Source organism: Flagellimonas eckloniae (assembly GCF_001413955.1).
Lineage (GTDB): Bacteria > Bacteroidota > Bacteroidia > Flavobacteriales > Flavobacteriaceae > Flagellimonas > Flagellimonas eckloniae.
Genome location: NZ_LCTZ01000002.1, coordinates 993917 through 1014338 on the forward strand (window position 1 = coordinate 993917; position 20422 = coordinate 1014338).

A 20422-nucleotide genomic window follows, 5' to 3' on the forward strand; every position below is an offset into this window, starting at 1 on the left:
AAGGCCTAATTATCTGCGCTGTGCTATTTCCATCTAAAAATGGCGTCAATCCAAACCTCGCTTTTGTCAAATACCAACCAGTCTTTGTGAATTTGTAGCTGCTACCCTTTTTCCATTACCCTATTTTCATTGATTGAACTCTTTAATGCTTTGCTCTTTAGTTAAAACCAGAAAAGTATGGTGTGAAATTATAGCTGTTAAAATCAATGCCTTAATCTTATGTTCTTCTACTCTTCCCATATGGCGCAAATAAAAAAATATCCCATTACATTTTTGCTTGTCCCGTTTTTTTTAGTTGCTACAAGTTTTAAGCCTGTGTTCAATAATAACAATCCCAAAACTACATCGATACATCGTGCATCCATAAAGGAATCAAGTAACAATTCTACAGCTTTTTATGCCCCAATAATTGGTTTGGTTAAGCAAGGAGTGTTAAATCCTGGTGGAGCCGGAATCCAACCCTGCACAACTATTGATTATACCTATTACGTAACCAACGAAAGTACAAACGGGGAATCTTTTGAAGCTGTCACCTTGAGTGATCCATCAGTGGGAATTTTTAATATCAATTTAAATAATAATATTGGTGACATCAACACCGATAATTTTCTGGATGATGGTGAGGTATGGATATTCACTATTTCTTATACCATTACGTCAGAGGAAAGAGTTGCCGGTGAAGTGAGAGCAGAACAAGCAACCGTAAGTGCAAGCTCAAATATTGGAGGCATAACTGACGATTCGCACCCAAGCAATCCTCTTGGAGATGGAGACGAAATAATTGATATTAGTGAATGTCAACCCAGGGTTTCACTTATCAAGACCGGGCTATTGGACCCCGCAGGTTTTGTGCCTTGTACTACCATCGAATATTCTTTTTCTGTCGCCAATGAAAGTTTGGGACCAGAGGAATTTCAAAACATACAAATTGATGACCCAATACTGGGTCCCGGTTCCATTAATGGGCCCATCTTTGATAATGGAGGTGATGGTAAACTTAGTCCTGGGGAAGCTTGGGAATTCACCGCACTTTATACCATCCAGCAAGATGATCTACAACAAGGAGAAGTACAGAACCAAGCTGAAATAGAGGTGGAAATCGATGCGACAGGAGATATCATTACTGATTTTTCACATCCAAGCGATTCCCAATCCGATGATTTTACCATAATTGACATAGCTTCATGTCAAAATCCTGTGGTTGAAATGCTATTGAACGCGGCGGCCCTACCCGTAGATACCGACGCAGACACTTGTCCTGATGCAATTGATTACATCTATACCGTTCTCAATTCAGGAAATGTAGATGTGAACATAACATCTTTAATCGATGATCTTAACAATGTGATAAGCTTACCCAACCCGAATAATGGCGATGCTGATAGTGATAACCAGCTTGATATTGGGGAAGAATGGATTTACACAGCCAGATATGATATTGACCAAACTGATATTGACAACTCTCCCTTGGAAAACCAAGCTACCCTTACCAGTGAAATTGTTGGATCACTTACGCAGGTTCCTGACGAACTGTCCCATGAAACAGATTTCACCTCGGCAGGACTAACTTCTGTGGATGTCTCCGGGACCTGTGCAGATACTGCTGCTATTGGGCTTACTAAGGAGGACACAAGTCTAATAGATGATGATGGAGATGGTTGTAATGATGCTATACAGTACACCTTTAGAGTGTCGAATGAGGGTAATATTGACCTGAATAATATAGTGCTTAACGATGATCTACAACAATTGGGCAATAATGTTCCGGGGCCATTCTCAGAAAGTATAAGTACCGATGGTATATTACAAGTAAACGAAGTTTGGGAATACAGAGCCATCTATGATATCACCGAAATGGATGTTATTGGAGTTAATGTAACAGGACAAGCACAGGTATTTGCAGATCCTGCTCCTGGGGTTACCATCACGGATTTTTCCCACCATACCCTTTTTGATGATGACGCTGACACCGTAACGAATGTTTCAGGAACTTGCTATGATACTGTTGAAGTTGGAGTCACCAAATCTTTTGTTCAAACCATTGATTTCGATGCAAACGGCTGTGACGATCAAATAGAATATACATTCACCATACATAATCTTGGAGGTATGGATCTTAACATTACGAATCTGCATGATGATCAACTTAATGATATTACTGCTGGACCATTTAATGAAAGCATAAATGTAAATGGTGTTTTGGACATTGGTGAAACTTGGCAATATGATGGAATTGGTATTTATAACATCACTGAACCGGACGCAACACTTGGAAGTGTAACAGGGCGAGCAAGGGTCACGGCACAACCTGTTGGTATAGCAGTTTTTATCATGGATGAATCCCATCCCATTGACGAAACCGATGTCGGCGACACCGTTGTCAATATTCCAGGGGCCTGTGCCGATGGTCCATCCATCGCGGTAACTCGAGTCCTGCAAATGATGGACACCGATACGGATGGCTGCAACGACCAAATCGATTTCACTATACGAGTATCGAATCCTGGAGGTTTGGATTTGAATTCGGTGGTACTCACGGATGACCAATTGCCCAGCCCAGTAGTTGGGCCGGATACCGAAAGCATCAACACTAATGGCATCTTAGAGGTGGGTGAAGAATGGACCTATACCAGTTCCTATGACATAAGCCAAACAGATATTGATGGTGGCGATGTTTTTAGCAAGGCTGTTGTAGATGCACTGTCCGTTGTGGGGAACTTTCCAGTACAGGATTTTTCCCATCCAACAGACCCAGCAGATGATGCTGACAATGAAATTCTTTTTTCAGGTGCCTGTGACGATACCGTAGGTGTTTCGATAGTAAGAAGTACCACTTTAGAAGATGGTGGTGGCGACACTTGCATGGATCGCATAGCCATAACCATTGAAGTGACCAACACAGGAAATGCGCCTCTGGACAATGTTGTGGTTAATGATGATCTGTTAATCAACCCTCCTGCCCTTTTTTCAAATGGAAACGGAGATACTATTCTGGACAGCGGTGAAACTTGGGAGTATACTGGGAGTTATAATCTTGACCAAGCAGATATTGATGGAATAAATGTGATTAGCGGAGCTGATGTCAGGGCACAACATATAGGTAGCACCTTTCAAGTAGTGGATGATTCGCACCCCTCCTCTCCTAACTTAGATCAGGACAACGATAATGATGTCTCTGGGGCCTGTGCGGACACTGCCGAAATCACCTTGACCAGGACCCACAGTCTCTCGGACAGCGATACGGACAACTGCCCGGATACCATCGACTTCACAATCGTAGTCACCAACACTGGACAAGTAGGTCTGGACACCGTTGTACTCACGGACGACCAATTGCCAAGCCCAGTGATCGGGCCAAACGACGAAAGCATCAATACCAATGGTATTTTAGAGGTAGGTGAAGAATGGACCTATACCGGTTCCTACAATATTACACCAGAGAATATCGCCAATACCCCCTTGATTAGTGATGCAACGGTTATTGCGGAACCTTTGGGCAGTACCTTCCAGGTTTCAGACAATGATCAAAATAACATAGACCTCTCCAGTGCCTGTGCTAGTTTTTCTGCGGCTGTATCCGTAACTCTTTTAGATTCCTTTTCAGATAGCAACAATGATGGATGCGATGATAGGATAATTTACACCTATACGGTTAGCAACATTGGCAGTGCAGATTTGGGTCAGATTTTGCTGACAGACGATTTGGGCAATACTATTACTGCCCCTACTCCTAACCCGGGTGATCTTGATAACGACAACGAAATAGACCAGATGGAAGATTGGGTTTTTACTGCCACCTACTTTATAACCCAGACTGATATTGATAACTCTCCCCAACATCGAATCAATCAAGCAAGTGTTTTAGCGGAACCCATTGGGAGCACTACTGATGTGACTTCCGATTCTAACACTACCAACACAGATGTATCAAGCGCATGCCTCAATGACACGGCTTCTATAGGATTGATAAAAACGGCTAGTCTATTTGATTCTGATGATGACAATTGCAACGATTCAGTCCTTTATTTCTTCACTGTTGAGAACTTAGGGAACATTGCTCTTGAAAATATTCTTTTAGAGGATTTCTTTTTTGGCATTACCCTTACGGAACCTAATAGCCGTAACCCCAATGAAGATGAAATTTTGGATATTGGAGAACAATGGAATTATAATCTGGTGCGTCCCATAGTCCAAGAAGATATTGATAGGACCTTTGTAGAAAATCAGGCCATGGTCACTGCCTACCGTACCGATTTGCCAGATACTTTTATTACGGATTTTTCACATCAAAGTACATATACCATGGATGACCCAACACGCATATCCGTTATTGGAGCTTGTATCAATACTTCCGCCGGAATAGGGTTGGTGAAAGCAGGAGTACTTTTTGATTCAAATGAAGATGGTTGCCTGGAGAGTATTCGATATACATTTAGAATAGCCAATTTAGGAAATCAGCCCTTGACCGGGTTACTCCTGCGTGATGATCTTTTTGAAAACCCGATAGAGGGGCCTCTTTCCGGTGATGACAATGACAACGACATCCTGGAGGTCGATGAAGAATGGACATACACCGTTGTTTATGGAATAACCCAAGAAGACTTAAATATAGGGTTCGTTGAAAATCAGGCCACAATAACCGCAAATGTAGTAGAGCAAGAAAATTTTATTGTCAACGACATTTCCGACAGTGATTTATTTACCAGAGATAATCTTACTAGGGTATCAGTCATAGAAGCTTGCTTAGGAGGCACCATTGGTGATTCTGATTTTAAAATCTTTACCGGAATAACTCCAAATGGTGATGGTGTCAATGATTTTTTCAGAATTAGAAGTATAGAAAACTTTCCAGATAATAGCTTGAAAATCTATAATAGATGGGGAGTGTTGGTATATGAAGCTGAAGAGTATGGAAGTGCCAATAATCTTTTTTCAGGTAATTCTTTTGGTAGGGCAACCGTTGCTGAAGACAGATCATTACCTACTGGTACCTATTTCTATATTTTAACATTTTCATCAAACAATCCGGGTAAAGAAAGTTATTCCGGCTATCTATATATTAACAGGGATTAGCAGTCAACCTTACCACCATGAGCAACCTACAAGACCTGGCCAAGAGAAAACCATATATGCAGAAAAAGAAAGCGGTAATCATGATAATGCATGTTTTTGCAGGCTTATATTGTATTGGTCAACAAGACTCCCAGTATACCCAATATATGTACAATACCCAGGTGATAAATCCAGCCTATGCTGGGTCTAGGGAAACGCTTAGTCTCGGAATGTTGGCACGTAGCCAGTGGGTAGGGCTTGAGGGTTCTCCACGTACACTGACTTTTACAGCAAATGCTCCCATAGGTTTGTACAATAGCATGGGGTTAGGGTTGTCCATTGTCCACGATGAAATTGGTCCAGCTGTAGAGTCAAATATAACAGTTGACTACTCGTACACCATTGACGTTTCCCAAACCGGTAAATTATCTTTTGGTTTAAAAGGTGGAGTTGATTTATTGGATGTTAATTTTAATAAATTAAGTGTATTTGATCCCAACGACCCCAATTTCCAAAATAACATAGATCAAAAATTACAACCCCAAGTTGGAGCGGGTCTATATTTTAAGACTGAAAGATTTTATGCTGGAATGTCAGTTCCCAACTTTTTAAACTCCAAACATTTTGATGAAAGTGGATTTCAAAATGGAGACACCAATAGTATAGCAGTAGAAAGGCTTCACTATTTTCTTATTCTTGGACATGTTTTTGATTTAAATAGGAATCTAAAGTTTAAACCCGCAACCTTGGTCAAAACTGTTAGTGGCGCTCCACTGCAATTGGATCTCTCAGCTAACTTTATGTTTAAGGAAAAGTTTGTCTTTGGAGCATCCTATAGATGGGATGCCTCTATCAGTGCCATGTTAGGTTTCCAATTTTCAAATTCAATTTTTGCTGGATTGGCATATGATTACCAATCAACGGATATTGAAGCATATAGTGATGGATCATATGAGGTTTTTTTACGATTCGACATCTTTCACAAATCAGACAGGATTATGATTCCTAGATTCTTTTAAGGCAATTTTTATAAAATGAGTAAGTATAAAATATTGATAGCTGCAGTAGTGTTCCTGATAGTCTATGCAATGCAGGGTCAAAAAAGTAAGGTAAAAAAAGCCAATGAAGAATTTGATGAATATGCCTATATCGATGCCCGGAAAATATACCTTAAGGTAGTAGATGCTGGCTATGAATCGGCTCAAGTATTCAAAAAATTAGGAGATACCTACTATTTTAACGGTGAGTACGGAGAAGCTGTGAAATGGTATAAAAACTTAATGGAAAAATATTCAAAAACCATGGAACCTATATATTACTACCGGGCAGCGCAAAGCTTTAAAAGTATTGGCGAATATTATCTGTCAAAGAAATTAATGGGTGAGTTTTCCTCCCGATCAGCCAATACAAACTTGGCCAGGAATTTTGTGCGGGATTATCCCGCCTTGGACAGTCTTGTTGATTTTGAGTCTAAAACATTTGAGATAGAAAACGTGACAAATGATTTGTACAGTTCAGATTTTGGGCCATCCTTTTTTGGAGATAAACTTGTCTATGCTTCCTCATCTGAAAGTACCCAAGGAGATAAAATTCATGAATGGAACGGAATCCCTTATTTAAATTTATATGAGGCCACAATTGATGAAGAAGGGAAATTATCCAAACCTACACCATTAAAAGGAGCTATTAATTCTCCCTTACACGAGTCTTCTGCAGTATTTACCAATGATGGCAGGATCATGTATTTTACTAGAAACAACTATATCAACGGAAAGAAAAAAAAGACTAAGGAAAAATTCATAAGCCTTAAAATATATAAAGCGATAAAACAAGAGGATGGTTCTTGGGGAGACATTAAAGAGTTACCCTTCAACAGTGATTCGTATTCCGTTGCCCATCCAGCCTTAAGTCCAGATGAAGAACGCCTATATTTCTCATCAGATATGCCAGGTTCTTATGGCGAATCGGACATCTGGTATGTAAACCTTACTGGGAATTTCTTGTATAGCACCCCAATAAATATGGGGGCCAAAATTAATACAGAGGCACGAGAAACTTTTCCCTACATCAGTAAAAACAACAACCTCTATTTTTCCAGTGATGGTCACCTTAGTTTAGGGGGGCTGGACATTTTTGCAATTTCCTTGGAGGAAAACGGCGATTTTAAACAGGTTACTAATTTAAAACAGCCAATAAACACAAATAAGGATGATTTTGGATTTATTATAAACGAAGAAAAGCAAATTGGATATCTTTCTTCGAATCGTGATGGAAATGCCGGTAGTGTTTCCGATGATATTTATCGAATTTGGGAAAAATGTGGGATAATTAATATTGAAGGGGTGATTGCCGATGCTAAAACCGGTAACCCAATAAATAGGTCTTTGGTCACCCTACTAGATGAAAACAATACTATAGTATCCCAGGTAGATACGGATTCTATTGGTCAATACAAATTTGAAGGACTTGTGGATTGTGGCAAACAATACGCTATTAGGGGTGAAAATAACAGTGAAGAATACAATCCCACGGAAAAAACAATTACCACTCCTCGTGGATCACATAATCTAACCATAAACATTGAATTGGTTCCACCAGATTGTCCTGTTGAAGACCTTGGGTGTAGATTAAATCTGCAACCTATTTATTTTGACTATGGTAAATACAAAATACGTCCAGATGCAGAGATTGAATTAGCTAAGATTTTTCAAGCCATGAAAGAATATCCACAACTGAAAATTCATATCGAGTCTCACACAGATTCCAAGTCCAGCTATAGTTTTAATCTGAATCTATCAGAAAAAAGAGCTTGGACCACAATGCAGTGGTTAATAAACAAGGGTATAGATGGCGGCAGACTTACATATAAAGGCTATGGGGAAACCCAGTTGTTGAATGAATGCTCGAATGGGGTAAGATGTTCAGATGAACAACATCAGTTGAATAGAAGATCAATGTTTATAATTCAAAAATAATTATAACTTTATGATTATCAATAATTTATAACTTAAATTATTTTTTGGCACGCTGTTTGGTAATAACTAGTCGGGATGTAAATAGTTGCATTCGGAATTTAAAACCTTATAGTATGAAAAAGTTAGTACTCATTATAGCAGCGGTTCTTTTAGGTACTCCAAGTATCTTTGCAACCACCATGGAAGATAAGGTTGCCACAAGCAATTCTTATAGATATGGAAACTCATTCATTTTTGTAGAAAATGGAGTTACATTTTCTGTATATCCCGATGGAGAATTTGATTTTTATATTGATAACCGTGTCAATGTTGGCGTTGGTGCACGAATAGGAAATGTTGGAGTAACCTTTAACTCAGGATTCAATTACAACCCATTCGTACAATATGACGATTATGGGGCTATAATCCAAGTAGAAAACATACCTGTTTATTATGATTATTACGGTCGTGTTTCTCAAATAGGAAGTGTAGATGTTTGGTATAGAAATGGCCGTGTACGCAGAGTTGGTGGATTGAATGTTTTTTATAACGGTGGAGTTTTTAGTCACCACACCGGTTTTATCAATATCTATAACAGAGGTTATGTTTATAGACCATTTCACAGATATTTTGCAAGACCTGCAATAGGTTTCTGTACAGTATGGAACACTCCATATAGAAGGTATTATAACCCACTACGATATTCATTTCACAGTCCTTATAGAAATAATGTAAGACGTGCTTATGTACAGAGAGGAAGAGAATACAGGTTCAATAGGAACAATAGACGAAGTAATGTGTATCGCAATGACAAAAGAGCTGTAGTTCGTAATACCAATGTAAGAAGAGGTGCAGACTATGGTAGAAGTAACAGGGAGGTAAGCTCTAGAACAGTTGCGCGATCTAATAACAATGGTTTTAGAAACTCTGGTGATAGAACGTCTGTAAACAGAAACAAAACTGTTAGACAAAGTACTGTAAAAAGAGGTAATACTACTGTACAAAGATCTAACAGGGGGAATACGGTTACACAAAGAGCTGTTACCCGTACACCAAGAAGTACTTCTGTTACTAAAAGACAGGTGACTAGGACACCACAACGAACTGTCACAAGAAGTACAACAAATACGTACAAAAGGCCTGTGGCGCAAAAAAGTACAAATAGATCAGTTGCAAGTAGAAATAATACAGCAAAAAGAACAGTTTCCAGAAGTTCTTCAGCAACTGTCAAAAGAAGTACAGGAAACACAAGTTCTAGAAGAAACAGTAACACAGGTACCAGAACGAGAAGTTCAAGAGTACAATAAAGATAGTTTTTAGGTTGGTTAGTTGTTTACCCCGTAGTTGGATTTATCCGCTACGGGGTTTTTCTTTAGATTATTCTTCTCTCTTTTTCAACCATTTAGAAAGTACTCCTGTAATATCTTCAGATATTTCAAAGCGATATAAAATCCCTAAATACATGACCACAATAAATATCGATTTCAAAACAATGTTGATAATGGGATGAAATGAAAACTGTAAAAGGTGAAACAGTACACTTACCAAAATTAAAGTGACCAAAACCTTTATTGTTGCTTTTGAAAAGGGCAAAAAACCAAACTTTAATTTTACAAAGACCAGCTTTGCAAGATTAAAAATGAATATGGAAATAAAACTGGCCAAAGCAGCACCTTCCAATCCAAACTGTGGGATAAGAAAAAAGTTCAGCAGTATTGTCAACAAAGCCAGACATATCCCAAAAACAAGTACAGTTTTATAGTATTGTGAATTGTACAAAATGGAGTTATTATTTCCCAAAAGAGAATCAAACACCTTGGCCAAACCTATAAGGAAAATAATGGGAAATCCATCTCTATACGATTCTGGAAGCAATAAGTATAAATCGTCTATATTCAGAATAATCAACACGAACAGAATTCCAGAAGCGATAAAAAGTGTAAGTGATGTCTTTCTGTACAGCGTTTCCAATTCAAAATGGTTCCCAGAATTCAGCAATTCCGCAGTTAATGGATATGTAATTTGATGCATTGCCCTAGATGGAACTATGATGACCATAGCAATGTAAGTGGCAACTCCATAATATGCCACATTCTCAATTTTTATGAATTGATTAATCATCACTTTATCTATTTCCAAGAGAATTATCGCCGCGGAACCTCCAAGGATGATTAAAAAACTATAACCTAGTATTTCTTTGGTATTTGATGGAAACTTAAAATCTACTTTAGGAAACCGGATGCTATAGGCATATATTTTTACAATGACTGTTCGCAAAAGGTAAAGCCCTACCAAGAATTTAAAGAATACATCTAACGTAATCACTTCAAAATATAATAGAAGCAATAAAATGGAAACCCCAACACGTCCAAAAACCTCTTTCATAAAATTTCCGAAAACTGATTTTAAATGCACTTTACACCATGCATAAAATACTTCAAAATAGGCCATGGACAATCCTACCAAAAAGACGTACCAAACATATTCCTTGACCATGGGGTTAACCGTAGAAACCAAATCACCTATCTGTTCATAAAATAGAAAAGTTAGTATTGCCACTGGTAAAATGCCAAGTAACGGTGTAATCAACATTAAAGTTAGAAATCCGTCCTTTTCGGTGTCCTTATAATTACTATAAAACTTGACCATGGTATTATGGACTCCAAAAGCCAGCAGGGGCATCAGAATGGTACCTGAAGCCAATATAAAAGTGACCAGCCCATAGTATTCATCCGGTAATATTTGGGTGTATAAAAAAAGTGTGTTTATCGCTCCAAAAGCAAACCCCAAATAGGTTATTGTAATGTTTTTTAGTGATTGCTTTAAGACGATTCCCATTCGATGTAATTTGCCAATGCTTTTGTCAATTCTCTCCTATGGAATTGTTGAATCCCTTTTGAGTTTAAAGTCAATTTCCCTTTTTGATAGGTTTTAAACCAAGTTAAAAGTAAATCTTTTAAAGCAGTTGTATCCGTATGACTAAAAACAGCACCAGCATTTGTTTCTTGAACAATCTCACCTGCTTCCCATTCTGATGGTCCAATTGCCAAAATTGGTCGCCCTGCATTTAAATATTCAAATAGCTTTCCCGGAATTATGCCTTTGGTTTCAGCCGAATCAATTTCCAACAATAAAAGTACTTGTGATTTTTGCTGAGCTTTCAATACATCGCTGTGCGAAAGATAACCCAATTGCTCCACATAGGATTGTAACCCATTTTCTTTGACAGTTTCCAACACTTCCTCTCCCGCTACCCCAATCAATTGGATTTTAAGTTGTTTTTTGAAATCTTCATTTTCATTTATCGCTATTTTTATCGCTTCCCAAAAGTGTGTTGGATTACGCCTTGTAAGCAAAGAACCAATATGGGAGATGGTGAAATTATCATCCAACTCAGTTTCTTGCTTTACATCATCAAAACCATTTGTGATTACTTTAATGGGCTTCTTTGTTATCTGTTCAAACTCAGTTTTGGTTGTTCTACTAGTCACTATTAGTTTATCCGCAGCATTGAGTACGTTTTTTTCTAAGACCTTATGCTTTCTTTGTGATGCTTTAGATAATTTTAATTTAGAGTGATAACCAATAGAAGTCCAAGGGTCTCTAAAATCTGCCACCCACTGAATTTGATGCAACTTTTTCAAACCAAGTCCAATCAAATGTACACTATGGGGTGGGCCAGTTGTAATAACGGTTTTAATACCCTCCAGTTCAATAATTTTAGAAAGATATTTAATGGATGGTCTTACCCAAAATTTCCGGGCATCTGGAATAAAGAAGTTTCCTCTTACCCAAAGCAATATTTTCTCAACAAAAGATGGTTTCTTTTCTGGGATAACACCAGAGCTTATCGTTTTGGTCTTCTTTTTAGATACGATTGATGCCAATGCATAGGGTTCCCGTATGGGATGCTCAAGAATTTGAATACCCTCTGGAATCTCTTTGACGAGGTCCTTATCCAGGATTGGATAATTGGGATTTTGGGGAATGTAAACTACAGGTTCAATATCAAAATTTCTCAAATACTTTACAAATTTCAGCCACCGCTGCACTCCTGGTCCACCTGCTGGTGGCCAATAATAGGCTATGACCAAAACTTTGTGCATTATGTTTTGGTTTTTGATTTTTTAGGGCGAAGTGAAAATCCTAATCCTCCAATTACAATCAAACCAAGCAAAATGCAGCTTGCCAATGTGACCTGGCTACCCATCTTTACAACCGTTGGTTCAAATTTGAATTCAATTTCATGCTGTCCGGCGGGGACTTTCATTCCTCGTAACGCGTAATTTACTTTGTAATGCGGTTCAGCTTTTCCATCAATAAAAGCATTCCATCCTTTGGGGTAATGCATTTCCGAAAACACAGCAAACCCATCATTTGAGTTATTAGACTGATATTTAATATAGTTTGGTAGGTAATCAACCAAATCAATATTAGCTAATGAATCTATTGTAAGTTTATGTCTAGTAAAATCAGAATTATTATGGTTCTTTATAAGGTTAATTACTGCAGCTTTTTTAGTATCCAAATTGCTTAGGGCATTAATTTCATCATTTACTGAATACACTGAAATCAAATCCTCAACAAACCATGCATTACCATTTGCATTATCGTTAACCGCGGGAAAACTATTCCCCTCTTCATCTTGCTGAATGATATATTTTACATTCAACATATTCAAAACCTCTATATTATTTTGATATAGGTGGTATTCAAATAAATTTTGAAGTTGTCTGGGTTTGGCCGCATGATATCCCCCAATAGATTTATGAAAATATGAGGTTCTTGCACCATTCAATCCTTCTTGTGGGTCAAAAACCCTATATACAGAATCATCCTGTTGAATCAGCTCATCTATTTGAGAGGCTTGAAAGGGTGTGTTCACATTTCTCTGACGAACAAAATCATCCTCATTTACATACCGGAGGTTCACTCCAATTAAATCAAATAAAATAAGTGCTCCAAGAACAATTGCAATCAGGTTCTTCCCTATTTTGTTTTTGATAAACAACCAAAGGGTAACAGCTGTTAACAAAACAAAAATTAACGACCTAATGGTATCACTCACATAAACTGCTTCCCTATCCCGTTGAATCATGGTCATTAGTTCATCTCCAAAATAACCACGATAGGTATCATCTCTCAATCCAACAAAATCAAAGAACGCTTTTAAGATAAAAATAAATATTCCCAAGCCTAAGGTTATGAAAAAACTCAACTTCAAGGCAGCTATTTTTTTTGAAATTTTATCATTGGACTTGAACAACTCCCGAACACCCAAAACAGCTAAAATAGGCAAACATAATTCTAGAATGATTTGAATGGAAGATACAGCGCGAAACTTATTATACAATGGGAAATAATCAATCATGAAATTGGTCAAAGCGGGAAAGTTTTTTCCCCAAGACAACAACAAGGCCAAGATAGCACCTGTCAACAGCCACCATTTCTTTTTGCCCTTCACCAAACATAGGCCAAGAATGAATAAGAAGAATATTATGGCCCCAATATAGGCAGGTCCGGCCACAATGGGCTGATTTCCCCAATATAAAGGCATTCCGCTTGAAAATTCCAAGGCTTTTGTTGGTGAAAGCCCTTGACTGGTCAAATATTCATAGGCTTTGGACTCTTTACCTAAATCCTCATTTCCAGAACCTCCGAACAAACGAGGTGAAAATATATTCAACGACTCTGCTATGCCGTAACTATATTGGGTTATATAATCTTTGTCCAACCCATTTTGAACTTCTTTAGGACTACCATCAGGGTTTATGGTTAATTCTGATTTTCCACGCGTGCTCCAATCTGCATATTCCTTGGTAGCCATCAAGTTTGTTGCATTGGTAGCTATAGAGAGGATAACTGCACCAATCAAAATACCGATAGATGCAAAAAAATGCTTTAATTTCTTATCCTTAATGGCATAAATTAAATGTACCAATCCCAATACCAGTACCAGTAGCATAAAATAATACGTCATTTGGTAGTGATTGGCATTTATTTCCAAGGCCATTGCCAAGGCAGTCAATATAAATCCGAACAGATATTTTTTTCGAAACACCAGCACTATTCCGCCCAAAACCATCGGGATATATCCCAGAGCGTGAGCCTTTGCATTATGCCCCACACCAAGTATTATGATCAAATAGGTTGAAAAACCAAAGGCCAATGCTCCTAAAATGGCCAAACGATACTCCACTTTAAGGCAGAGCATTAAAACGTAAAATCCCAAAAAGTATAGAAAAAGATAGTCGGCCGGTCTTGGTAAAAACCGAATCAGTCTATCTAATTTCTTGATATAATCATGTGGATAATTGGCCCCAAGTTGATATGTAGGCATCCCACCAAAAGCACTATTGGTCCAATAGGATTCCTCCCCCGTCAATTCCTTATAGTCATTCCGCTCCTTGGACATACCTTTGTACTGGGCAATGTCTGATTGGAAAATAGCTTTTCCCTGTAGCACCGGATAAAAGTAAATAAGGGAAGCAAAAATGAAGAAAGCAATTACACTAATATGGGTAATAATAGCTTTTAGAGAAAGATTCATGGATTGATTTTGAAAAGACAAATATTAGTCAATTTCTTCAAAATCTATATATTCTCCAACTTTTTTTGACGGATTGGATTTTTTGAAAGGTTTCTTGGTAGTTGTGGTCTTATCATTACTATTCGATTTACCTCCAAAATCCTGATAATTTCCAAATTGTTGTCCAAAACGCTCTTGGGTCTTGCGCATGGCATAGTTGATTACCCTAGGTGCCAACCATTTTGCCAGCAATTTAAGGGCATAGTATACTAAGATGATAACTAAAATCGTTTGTAATAAAACCATATAACAACAGCTATTGAATCAAAATTACACTGTTAGTCCTTCAAAAGGCGTTAAAGTATCTTAAAAAAGTATTAAAATAAGTTATATGGATCGTTCTCGTATTAGCAAACCCCTTGTACTTCTTCTATTTTTTCCGCTTTTAGCACTTGCGCAATATACGGATGTCATTAATTCCAATAGACCCGGTAGAGCTGTTAGCGCATATGCAGTAGGAAGAAATGTAATACAGGCCGAAGTTGGACTTGTGTATGAACAACAGGATGATGCTACTTTAAATTCTGATTCAAATATTTTCGGCACGGATATCTCTCTTAGATATGGGTTACTTTTTGAAACTTTGGAAATTAAGTATGAAGGGTCTTTCATAAATCAAAACATAACGTACACCGATTTAGGTACTGATGAAACCAGGACGGATTTTTCCCGAAATCGATTAGGGTTAAAGTTTTTGGTTTTTGATCCATTTAAAAATCCTGAAAACAACAAACCCAATCTATATAGCTGGCGTGCCAACAATGTATTTCAATTGAAAAATTTGATTCCAGCAGTTTCCGTTTATGCTGGAGCCACATTTAATCTTGGAGATAACCCATTTTACGTAGGAGACCCAATAGCATCACCAAGGGCGGCAATTGCCACGCAGAGTAGACTATCACCAAGGTTTGTATTGATTTCAAATATTGCCTATGACAGAATTGGAACCGATTTTCCAGAATGGAGCTATGCAGTGTCACTCTCCCATTCTTTCAGAGATCCTAAATGGAGTATTTTTGTTGAAAATCAAGGTATTAAAAGTGATCGGTATTCTGATATGTTGCTTCGTACCGGTGTTGCTTATTTAATTAGTCCAAACTTTCAGGCAGATTTTCATTTGGGTTCCGGTTTTAAAAATACGCCATCTAGAATCTTTGCTGTTTTAGGTTTTTCATATCGATTGGACCTTCATAAAGATAAATTGGTCGCTATAGAAGATCAAAAGGGAGGGGTAAATGGAAAAATCAAAAAGAATGCCTCGAAGAAAAAACCAAAGAAAGGTCGGAAAAAAAAGAAAGATAAAATTGACTTCTAAGTTTTAACAGTATCATTTTTCTTCCATCCAGAATATTCCTAATATTGACCTTACAAAAAATGATGTATGGTCACTATAAAACAGGTGCAATCTAAGAGTGATTTAAAAAAGTTTGTAAAGTTTCCGTTTTCCCTATACAAAAACTCGCCTTATTGGGTTCCACCCATTATAAAAGATGAACTGGAATCTTTTGACCCAAAAAAAAACCCTGTTTTTAAAAGTGCCGAAGCATCTTATTTTTTGGCCTATAAAAACAATAAAATTGTTGGTAGGGTGGCCGCAATAATAAATTGGTTGGAAGTAAATGAGCAGGGAATCCGAAAAATGAGGTTTGGTTGGTTTGATTTTGTGGATGATTTTGAAGTTTCAAAGGCACTTATAGATCAAGTAGCAAAAATTGGACAACAAATGGAATTGGAATACATGGAAGGTCCTGTAGGTTTTTCCAATTTAGATAAAGTTGGGGTGCTTACTGAAGGTTTTGACCATATTGGCAACATGATTACGTGGTACAACCACGCCTATTACCAATCGCATTATGAAAAACATGGCTTTGTAAAGGAAAAAGAATACTTGGAAAATAAGTTTTTGGCGGCCAATGCAGATCCCAAACACTTTTATAAGGCCAATCTTTTAATTAAGAAGCGCTACAATCTAAGGGAACTCAATTTTACAGAGAGTAAGGAAATTATGCCCTGGGTAGATAAAATGTTCGACCTGTTTAACGATACGTATTCCAGTTTGGCTTCCTTTGTAAGGATTACAGATGAGCAGAAAGCGTACTTTAAAAAGAAATATATCAGTTTTATTAATCCAGAGTATATAAAATTTGTGGTTGATGCAGATGATGAACTGATTGCCTTTGCCATTGTGATGCCTTCCTTTTCAAAAGCATTACAAAAAGCGAAGGGAAAGTTGTTTCCCACTGGCGTTTTTCATTTGTTGAAGGCCAAAAAAGAAAGTAAGGATGTAATCTTTTATCTTATTGGCATACATCCAGACTACCAAAACAGGGGTGTAACAGCTATTATTTTCAACGAATACCATAAAACGTTCCAGTTAAAAGGTATTGTAAATTGTATTCGTACTCCAGAATTGGAAGAAAATACGGCGATACGACAAATGTGGCGGCATTTTGACCCGGTCACACACAAAAGACGGCGGACATATCGTAAAGATTTGAGTGTGTGAAATTCAATTGATTTAATTTGAAAAGCTATTCCGTTGTAACAAAAACAAACTTGCCAGACTAAATAGTAAACAGCTTTAATACAACCATTGTGAATTTAGCTTCAGGACAGTATTTTGGAAATAGTTTAAATGCTGTTGAAAATGAACTTCTTAAGCTATGTATTACCAAACATGGCAAGGAAACCAGCATTGAAAAACACCATCACGAAAATACCTATTTGAGTGTTTTGTTTTCTGGAAGCTATATAGAGGATGGAGATGGCGTAACCCAATGCATATCTGCTGGGGATGCGCTGTTTAGACCCAAGGGTTATGAACACAAGAACTCTTTCATAGAAACTCAGGGCATTTGTTTTAACATAGAGTTTAAACCAAAATGGTTCAACCTACAGCACCATAAGCAAGATGATGTAAGGTTGCGCAAGTTCAAAGCTTCTAAATATCCAGCCCTTTATAAACTCTTGTTGAATGTAAAATATGGTGAGGATACCAATACAGTTTTTGAACATGTTTATGATTGGTATTCAGATTTTACAACATCAAAACAGATTACAGGGAGTAAGCAATGGGTCAATGAAGTTATAGCTGCGCTAAATGATGAGATAGGAGAATTTCATTCCTTGGAAAGCTTGGCTCACAATGTGAATGTTCACCCTGTTTATTTATCAAGAGCCTTTAAAATCCAACAAGGTTGTACCGTTGGAGAGTTTCAACTTCGTCTCAAAATAGATAGAGCACTTGATCTTCTATTAAATTCATCAAAATGTATTAGCGCAATCTCGTTCGAAACGGGATTTTATGATGACTCACATTTTATTCGCTCTTTCAAATCAGTATATGGGGTTCCACCGCATAGGTTTAGAAATATTCTGAGAGGTTAATCCTGTACAATTTTATCTACCGGCAAGGGTATACTTTTGGTTTATAAACTAGACTCATGTACAAAATTTCGTATAACAAGCATTTATTTTCGCTAATGCTATTCGTTTTTCAAACGATTGTTTGGGCACAAACACCATCTAATTTGGACTACACAAAAATTTATGCGCATTGTTTGGATGGTAATGTTAAAGCTGCACTGCCTCTTTTGGACATGCCTTTTTCCGATTTGAATAAAAAAGACCAACAGTTTAAAAGGAATTTTGAAAAACGATTTAAATCAGCGATTGATAGTTCGGAGTATTTGAAAAAAAAAGAATCAAAAATACATGAACTGCAACTGATTTTCAGGGATTATTGGAGACAATACCTTTTAAATCCAGATTCAAAACATGAACGATCACTTGGAATGAATGCCATTGAATACTTAAAAAAACATTTTCCTGAGGTTAGGGATAAAAAGATTACAAGGGATAGTCTTGGCTTCTTTTTGAGCGAATACATAAAAAGTAAAGGATATTTTACAACAGCATCGGTAAACAAAACGGGCGGCATTTATGATCTATTGATATGGCAGTCGCAAAAAGACACTACCTACTCTTTCAGATTGAAGAAAGAAAAAATAAAAACGCAGGTTGTCTTTATGAATGATTTTGTGACTCTAGGCTGGGAGGAATATGCAACTTTTGGAAAGTATTATCCTGGTGGATGGGCTACAGAAGACACTATTTACTGTGTCGAAGGTGCTTATGACATAACCAGTGAAGATTTTAAAATCAGCTATTTAGCGCATGAAGGAAGGCATTTTTTAGATAATAAAATGTTTCCGGGATTGGATAATGCTGATTTGGAGTATCGGTCCAAACTTTCTGAATTGAGTTTAGCAAAAACAACGCTCTACAAGTTAATTGATGATTTTATTTCTAATGGTAATGGACAAAGTGAAAATCCACATCCATTGGCGAGCTATCATGTAATCAAAAATCTTTCAGAAGTTTTGTTTGATAATGATTTTGAAAAAGATTTATCCGAATGGAAAAAAATCAATAGAAAAAAAATCAATAGAAAAGCCTATAAACTGTTAAAGCAAAACACACGTTTGTTTAAAAATTATGGAATAAAAGAACCAAGTATTAGAACACAATAAAATTGAGCCTTATCAGTTTTTCGATTACTCGCCCATTGCCGCTGCAACTGCAGCAGAAAGTCTTTTGTAAGTTCCATTCTCCAGGCGTTCCCGTATTGAAGAGAAAGCATCCAAAGTTTCCACGATATCCTGCATGGTGTGCGTGGCTGTCGGTATTAAACGTAATAAAATTAATCCTTTAGGTATTACAGGATACACCACTATTGAACAGAATATTCCATGGTTTTCGCGAAGGTCTTTTACCAAAGCCATAGCTTCCGGAATACTACCATTTAAATATACTGGGGTAACACAGCTCGAAGTGGTTCCAATATCAAAACCACGATCCTTTAAACCATTTTGTAAAGCGTCCACGTTTTCCCATAGCTTTGCCTTCAATTCAGGCATGGTACGGAGCATATCCAATCGTTTTAACGCTCCCTTTACGTAAACCATGGGCAATGATTTGGCAAACATCTGTGACCTGAGATTATATTTTAAATATTCTATAATCTCCTTATCGGCAGCTACAAAAGCTCCAATACTTGCCATAGATTTTGCAAATGTGGCCAAATAAACATCTATATCATCTTGAATTCCCTGCTCCTCTCCTGCTCCAGCACCAGTTTTTCCCAGTGTTCCAAATCCGTGGGCATCATCAACAAGTAATCTAAACTTAAATCTGCTTTTTAACGCAACTATTTCTTTTAAGATTCCCTGCTCACCGCGCATGCCAAAAACACCTTCGGAAATTACAAGTATCCCTCCACCTGTTTCTGTGGCCATTTTTGTGGCACGTTCCAAGTTTTTCTCTAAACTCTCAACATCATTATGTTTGAAGGTAAAACGCTTACCCATGTGCAAACGAACCCCATCGATGATACAGGCGTGACAATCTACATCATATACTATTATATCATCTTTCGATACCAAAGCATCAATAACAGACATAAATCCTTGGTAGCCAAAATTCAATAAATAGGAAGATTCTTTATGTACAAATTCCGCCAACTCATTTTCCAATTGTTCGTGGAAATCTGTATGGCCGCTCATCATACGCGCGCCCATAGGGTAAGCTGAACCATGCTCGTGGGCAGCATCGCCATCAATTTTTTTGACTTCAGGTAGATTTGCAAGCCCTAAATAGTCATTGATACTCCAAGTAATAACATCCTTACCTTGGAATTTCATTCTATTGGAGATAGGCCCTTCTAATTTTGGAAACACAAAATAACCTTCTGCTTGTGATGCCCATTTCCCCAAGGGACCTTTATTTTCAATGATTCTATCAAATAAATCTCTCATCTACCCTAAAA

13 protein-coding genes are annotated in these 20422 nt (G+C 37.5%); 8 read left to right on the top strand and 5 right to left on the bottom strand.

Features of this window, described 5'->3' with window-relative positions; genetic code table 11:
- Positions 1 to 240 precede the first annotated feature (240 nt).
- The 4 genes from AAY42_RS04440 to AAY42_RS04455 all read left to right on the top strand — a co-directional run bounded on the left by AAY42_RS04440 (position 241) and on the right by AAY42_RS04455 (position 9313).
- Positions 241 to 5073 (top strand): gliding motility-associated C-terminal domain-containing protein, encoded by a 4833-nt coding sequence (locus AAY42_RS04440; RefSeq protein ID WP_055392786.1) that lies wholly within the window; start codon positions 241 to 243, stop codon positions 5071 to 5073.
- Between the two features lie 17 nt (positions 5074 to 5090).
- Complete coding sequence (locus AAY42_RS04445) at positions 5091 to 6071, top strand: PorP/SprF family type IX secretion system membrane protein (protein ID WP_055392787.1); 981 nt, start codon at positions 5091 to 5093, stop codon at positions 6069 to 6071.
- 15 nt (positions 6072 to 6086) lie between these two features.
- A complete protein-coding gene (locus AAY42_RS04450; protein ID WP_055392788.1) occupies positions 6087 to 8027 on the top strand; it encodes an OmpA family protein in 1941 nt (646 codons plus the stop codon).
- Between the two features lie 113 nt (positions 8028 to 8140).
- A complete protein-coding gene (locus AAY42_RS04455; RefSeq protein ID WP_055392789.1) occupies positions 8141 to 9313 on the top strand; it encodes a hypothetical protein in 1173 nt (390 codons plus the stop codon).
- A gap of 70 nt (positions 9314 to 9383) precedes the next feature.
- Here AAY42_RS04455 and AAY42_RS04460 read toward each other — a convergent pair whose 3' ends face one another.
- From AAY42_RS04460 to AAY42_RS04475, 4 genes are read right to left on the bottom strand one after another with little or no spacing between them, the layout of a single operon-like run.
- Positions 9384 to 10844 (bottom strand): lipopolysaccharide biosynthesis protein, encoded by a 1461-nt coding sequence (locus AAY42_RS04460; protein ID WP_055392790.1) that lies wholly within the window; start codon positions 10842 to 10844, stop codon positions 9384 to 9386.
- Positions 10829 to 12112, bottom strand: a complete 1284-nt coding sequence (locus AAY42_RS04465; RefSeq protein WP_055392791.1) for a glycosyltransferase family 4 protein — start codon at positions 12110 to 12112, stop codon at positions 10829 to 10831. Before AAY42_RS04465 ends, AAY42_RS04460 begins: the two co-directional genes overlap by 16 nt.
- On the bottom strand, positions 12112 to 14556 hold the full coding sequence (locus AAY42_RS04470; RefSeq protein WP_055392793.1) for a YfhO family protein: 2445 nt from the start codon (positions 14554 to 14556) through the stop codon (positions 12112 to 12114). The genes AAY42_RS04465 and AAY42_RS04470 overlap by 1 nt, the downstream gene beginning before the upstream one ends.
- A 24-nt stretch (positions 14557 to 14580) precedes the next feature.
- Positions 14581 to 14841, bottom strand: coding sequence for a DUF4834 family protein (locus AAY42_RS04475; RefSeq protein ID WP_055392796.1), 261 nt, complete (start codon positions 14839 to 14841; stop codon positions 14581 to 14583).
- An 85-nt stretch (positions 14842 to 14926) separates the two neighbouring features.
- Between AAY42_RS04475 and AAY42_RS04480 the strand changes: the two genes are divergently transcribed.
- From AAY42_RS04480 to AAY42_RS04495, 4 genes are all read left to right on the top strand, one after another.
- Positions 14927 to 15910 carry a transporter gene (locus AAY42_RS04480; protein WP_055392798.1) on the top strand — a complete coding sequence of 328 codons (984 nt, stop codon included), beginning with the start codon at positions 14927 to 14929 and terminating at the stop codon, positions 15908 to 15910.
- 66 nt (positions 15911 to 15976) lie between these two features.
- A complete protein-coding gene (locus AAY42_RS04485) occupies positions 15977 to 17101 on the top strand; it encodes a hypothetical protein (protein WP_055392799.1) in 1125 nt (374 codons plus the stop codon).
- An 89-nt stretch (positions 17102 to 17190) separates the two neighbouring features.
- The gene (locus AAY42_RS04490) at positions 17191 to 17982 is read left to right on the top strand and encodes a helix-turn-helix domain-containing protein (protein ID WP_055392800.1); all 792 of its coding nucleotides are present in this window, start codon (positions 17191 to 17193) and stop codon (positions 17980 to 17982) included.
- A gap of 56 nt (positions 17983 to 18038) precedes the next feature.
- Complete coding sequence (locus AAY42_RS04495) at positions 18039 to 19127, top strand: hypothetical protein (protein ID WP_055392802.1); 1089 nt, start codon at positions 18039 to 18041, stop codon at positions 19125 to 19127.
- Between the two features lie 24 nt (positions 19128 to 19151).
- Here AAY42_RS04495 and AAY42_RS04500 read toward each other — a convergent pair whose 3' ends face one another.
- On the bottom strand, positions 19152 to 20411 hold the full coding sequence (locus AAY42_RS04500) for a cysteate-C-fatty acyltransferase (protein WP_055392805.1): 1260 nt from the start codon (positions 20409 to 20411) through the stop codon (positions 19152 to 19154).
- Positions 20412 to 20422 lie beyond the last annotated feature (11 nt).

What these genes read in the sequence shown, in the direction of transcription:
- AAY42_RS04440 (WP_055392786.1), top strand. Translation starts at nt 241, where the DNA reads ATGGCGCAAATAAAAAAATATCCCATTACATTTTTGCTTGTCCCGTTT.
- AAY42_RS04445 (WP_055392787.1), top strand. Translation starts at nt 5,091, where the DNA reads ATGAGCAACCTACAAGACCTGGCCAAGAGAAAACCATATATGCAGAAA.
- AAY42_RS04450 (WP_055392788.1), top strand. Translation starts at nt 6,087, where the DNA reads ATGAGTAAGTATAAAATATTGATAGCTGCAGTAGTGTTCCTGATAGTC.
- AAY42_RS04455 (WP_055392789.1), top strand. Translation starts at nt 8,141, where the DNA reads ATGAAAAAGTTAGTACTCATTATAGCAGCGGTTCTTTTAGGTACTCCA.
- AAY42_RS04460 (WP_055392790.1), bottom strand. Translation starts at nt 10,844, where the DNA reads ATGGGAATCGTCTTAAAGCAATCACTAAAAAACATTACAATAACCTAT.
- AAY42_RS04465 (WP_055392791.1), bottom strand. Translation starts at nt 12,112, where the DNA reads ATGCACAAAGTTTTGGTCATAGCCTATTATTGGCCACCAGCAGGTGGA.
- AAY42_RS04470 (WP_055392793.1), bottom strand. Translation starts at nt 14,556, where the DNA reads ATGAATCTTTCTCTAAAAGCTATTATTACCCATATTAGTGTAATTGCT.
- AAY42_RS04475 (WP_055392796.1), bottom strand. Translation starts at nt 14,841, where the DNA reads ATGGTTTTATTACAAACGATTTTAGTTATCATCTTAGTATACTATGCC.
- AAY42_RS04480 (WP_055392798.1), top strand. Translation starts at nt 14,927, where the DNA reads ATGGATCGTTCTCGTATTAGCAAACCCCTTGTACTTCTTCTATTTTTT.
- AAY42_RS04485 (WP_055392799.1), top strand. Translation starts at nt 15,977, where the DNA reads ATGGTCACTATAAAACAGGTGCAATCTAAGAGTGATTTAAAAAAGTTT.
- AAY42_RS04495 (WP_055392802.1), top strand. Translation starts at nt 18,039, where the DNA reads ATGTACAAAATTTCGTATAACAAGCATTTATTTTCGCTAATGCTATTC.
- AAY42_RS04500 (WP_055392805.1), bottom strand. Translation starts at nt 20,411, where the DNA reads ATGAGAGATTTATTTGATAGAATCATTGAAAATAAAGGTCCCTTGGGG.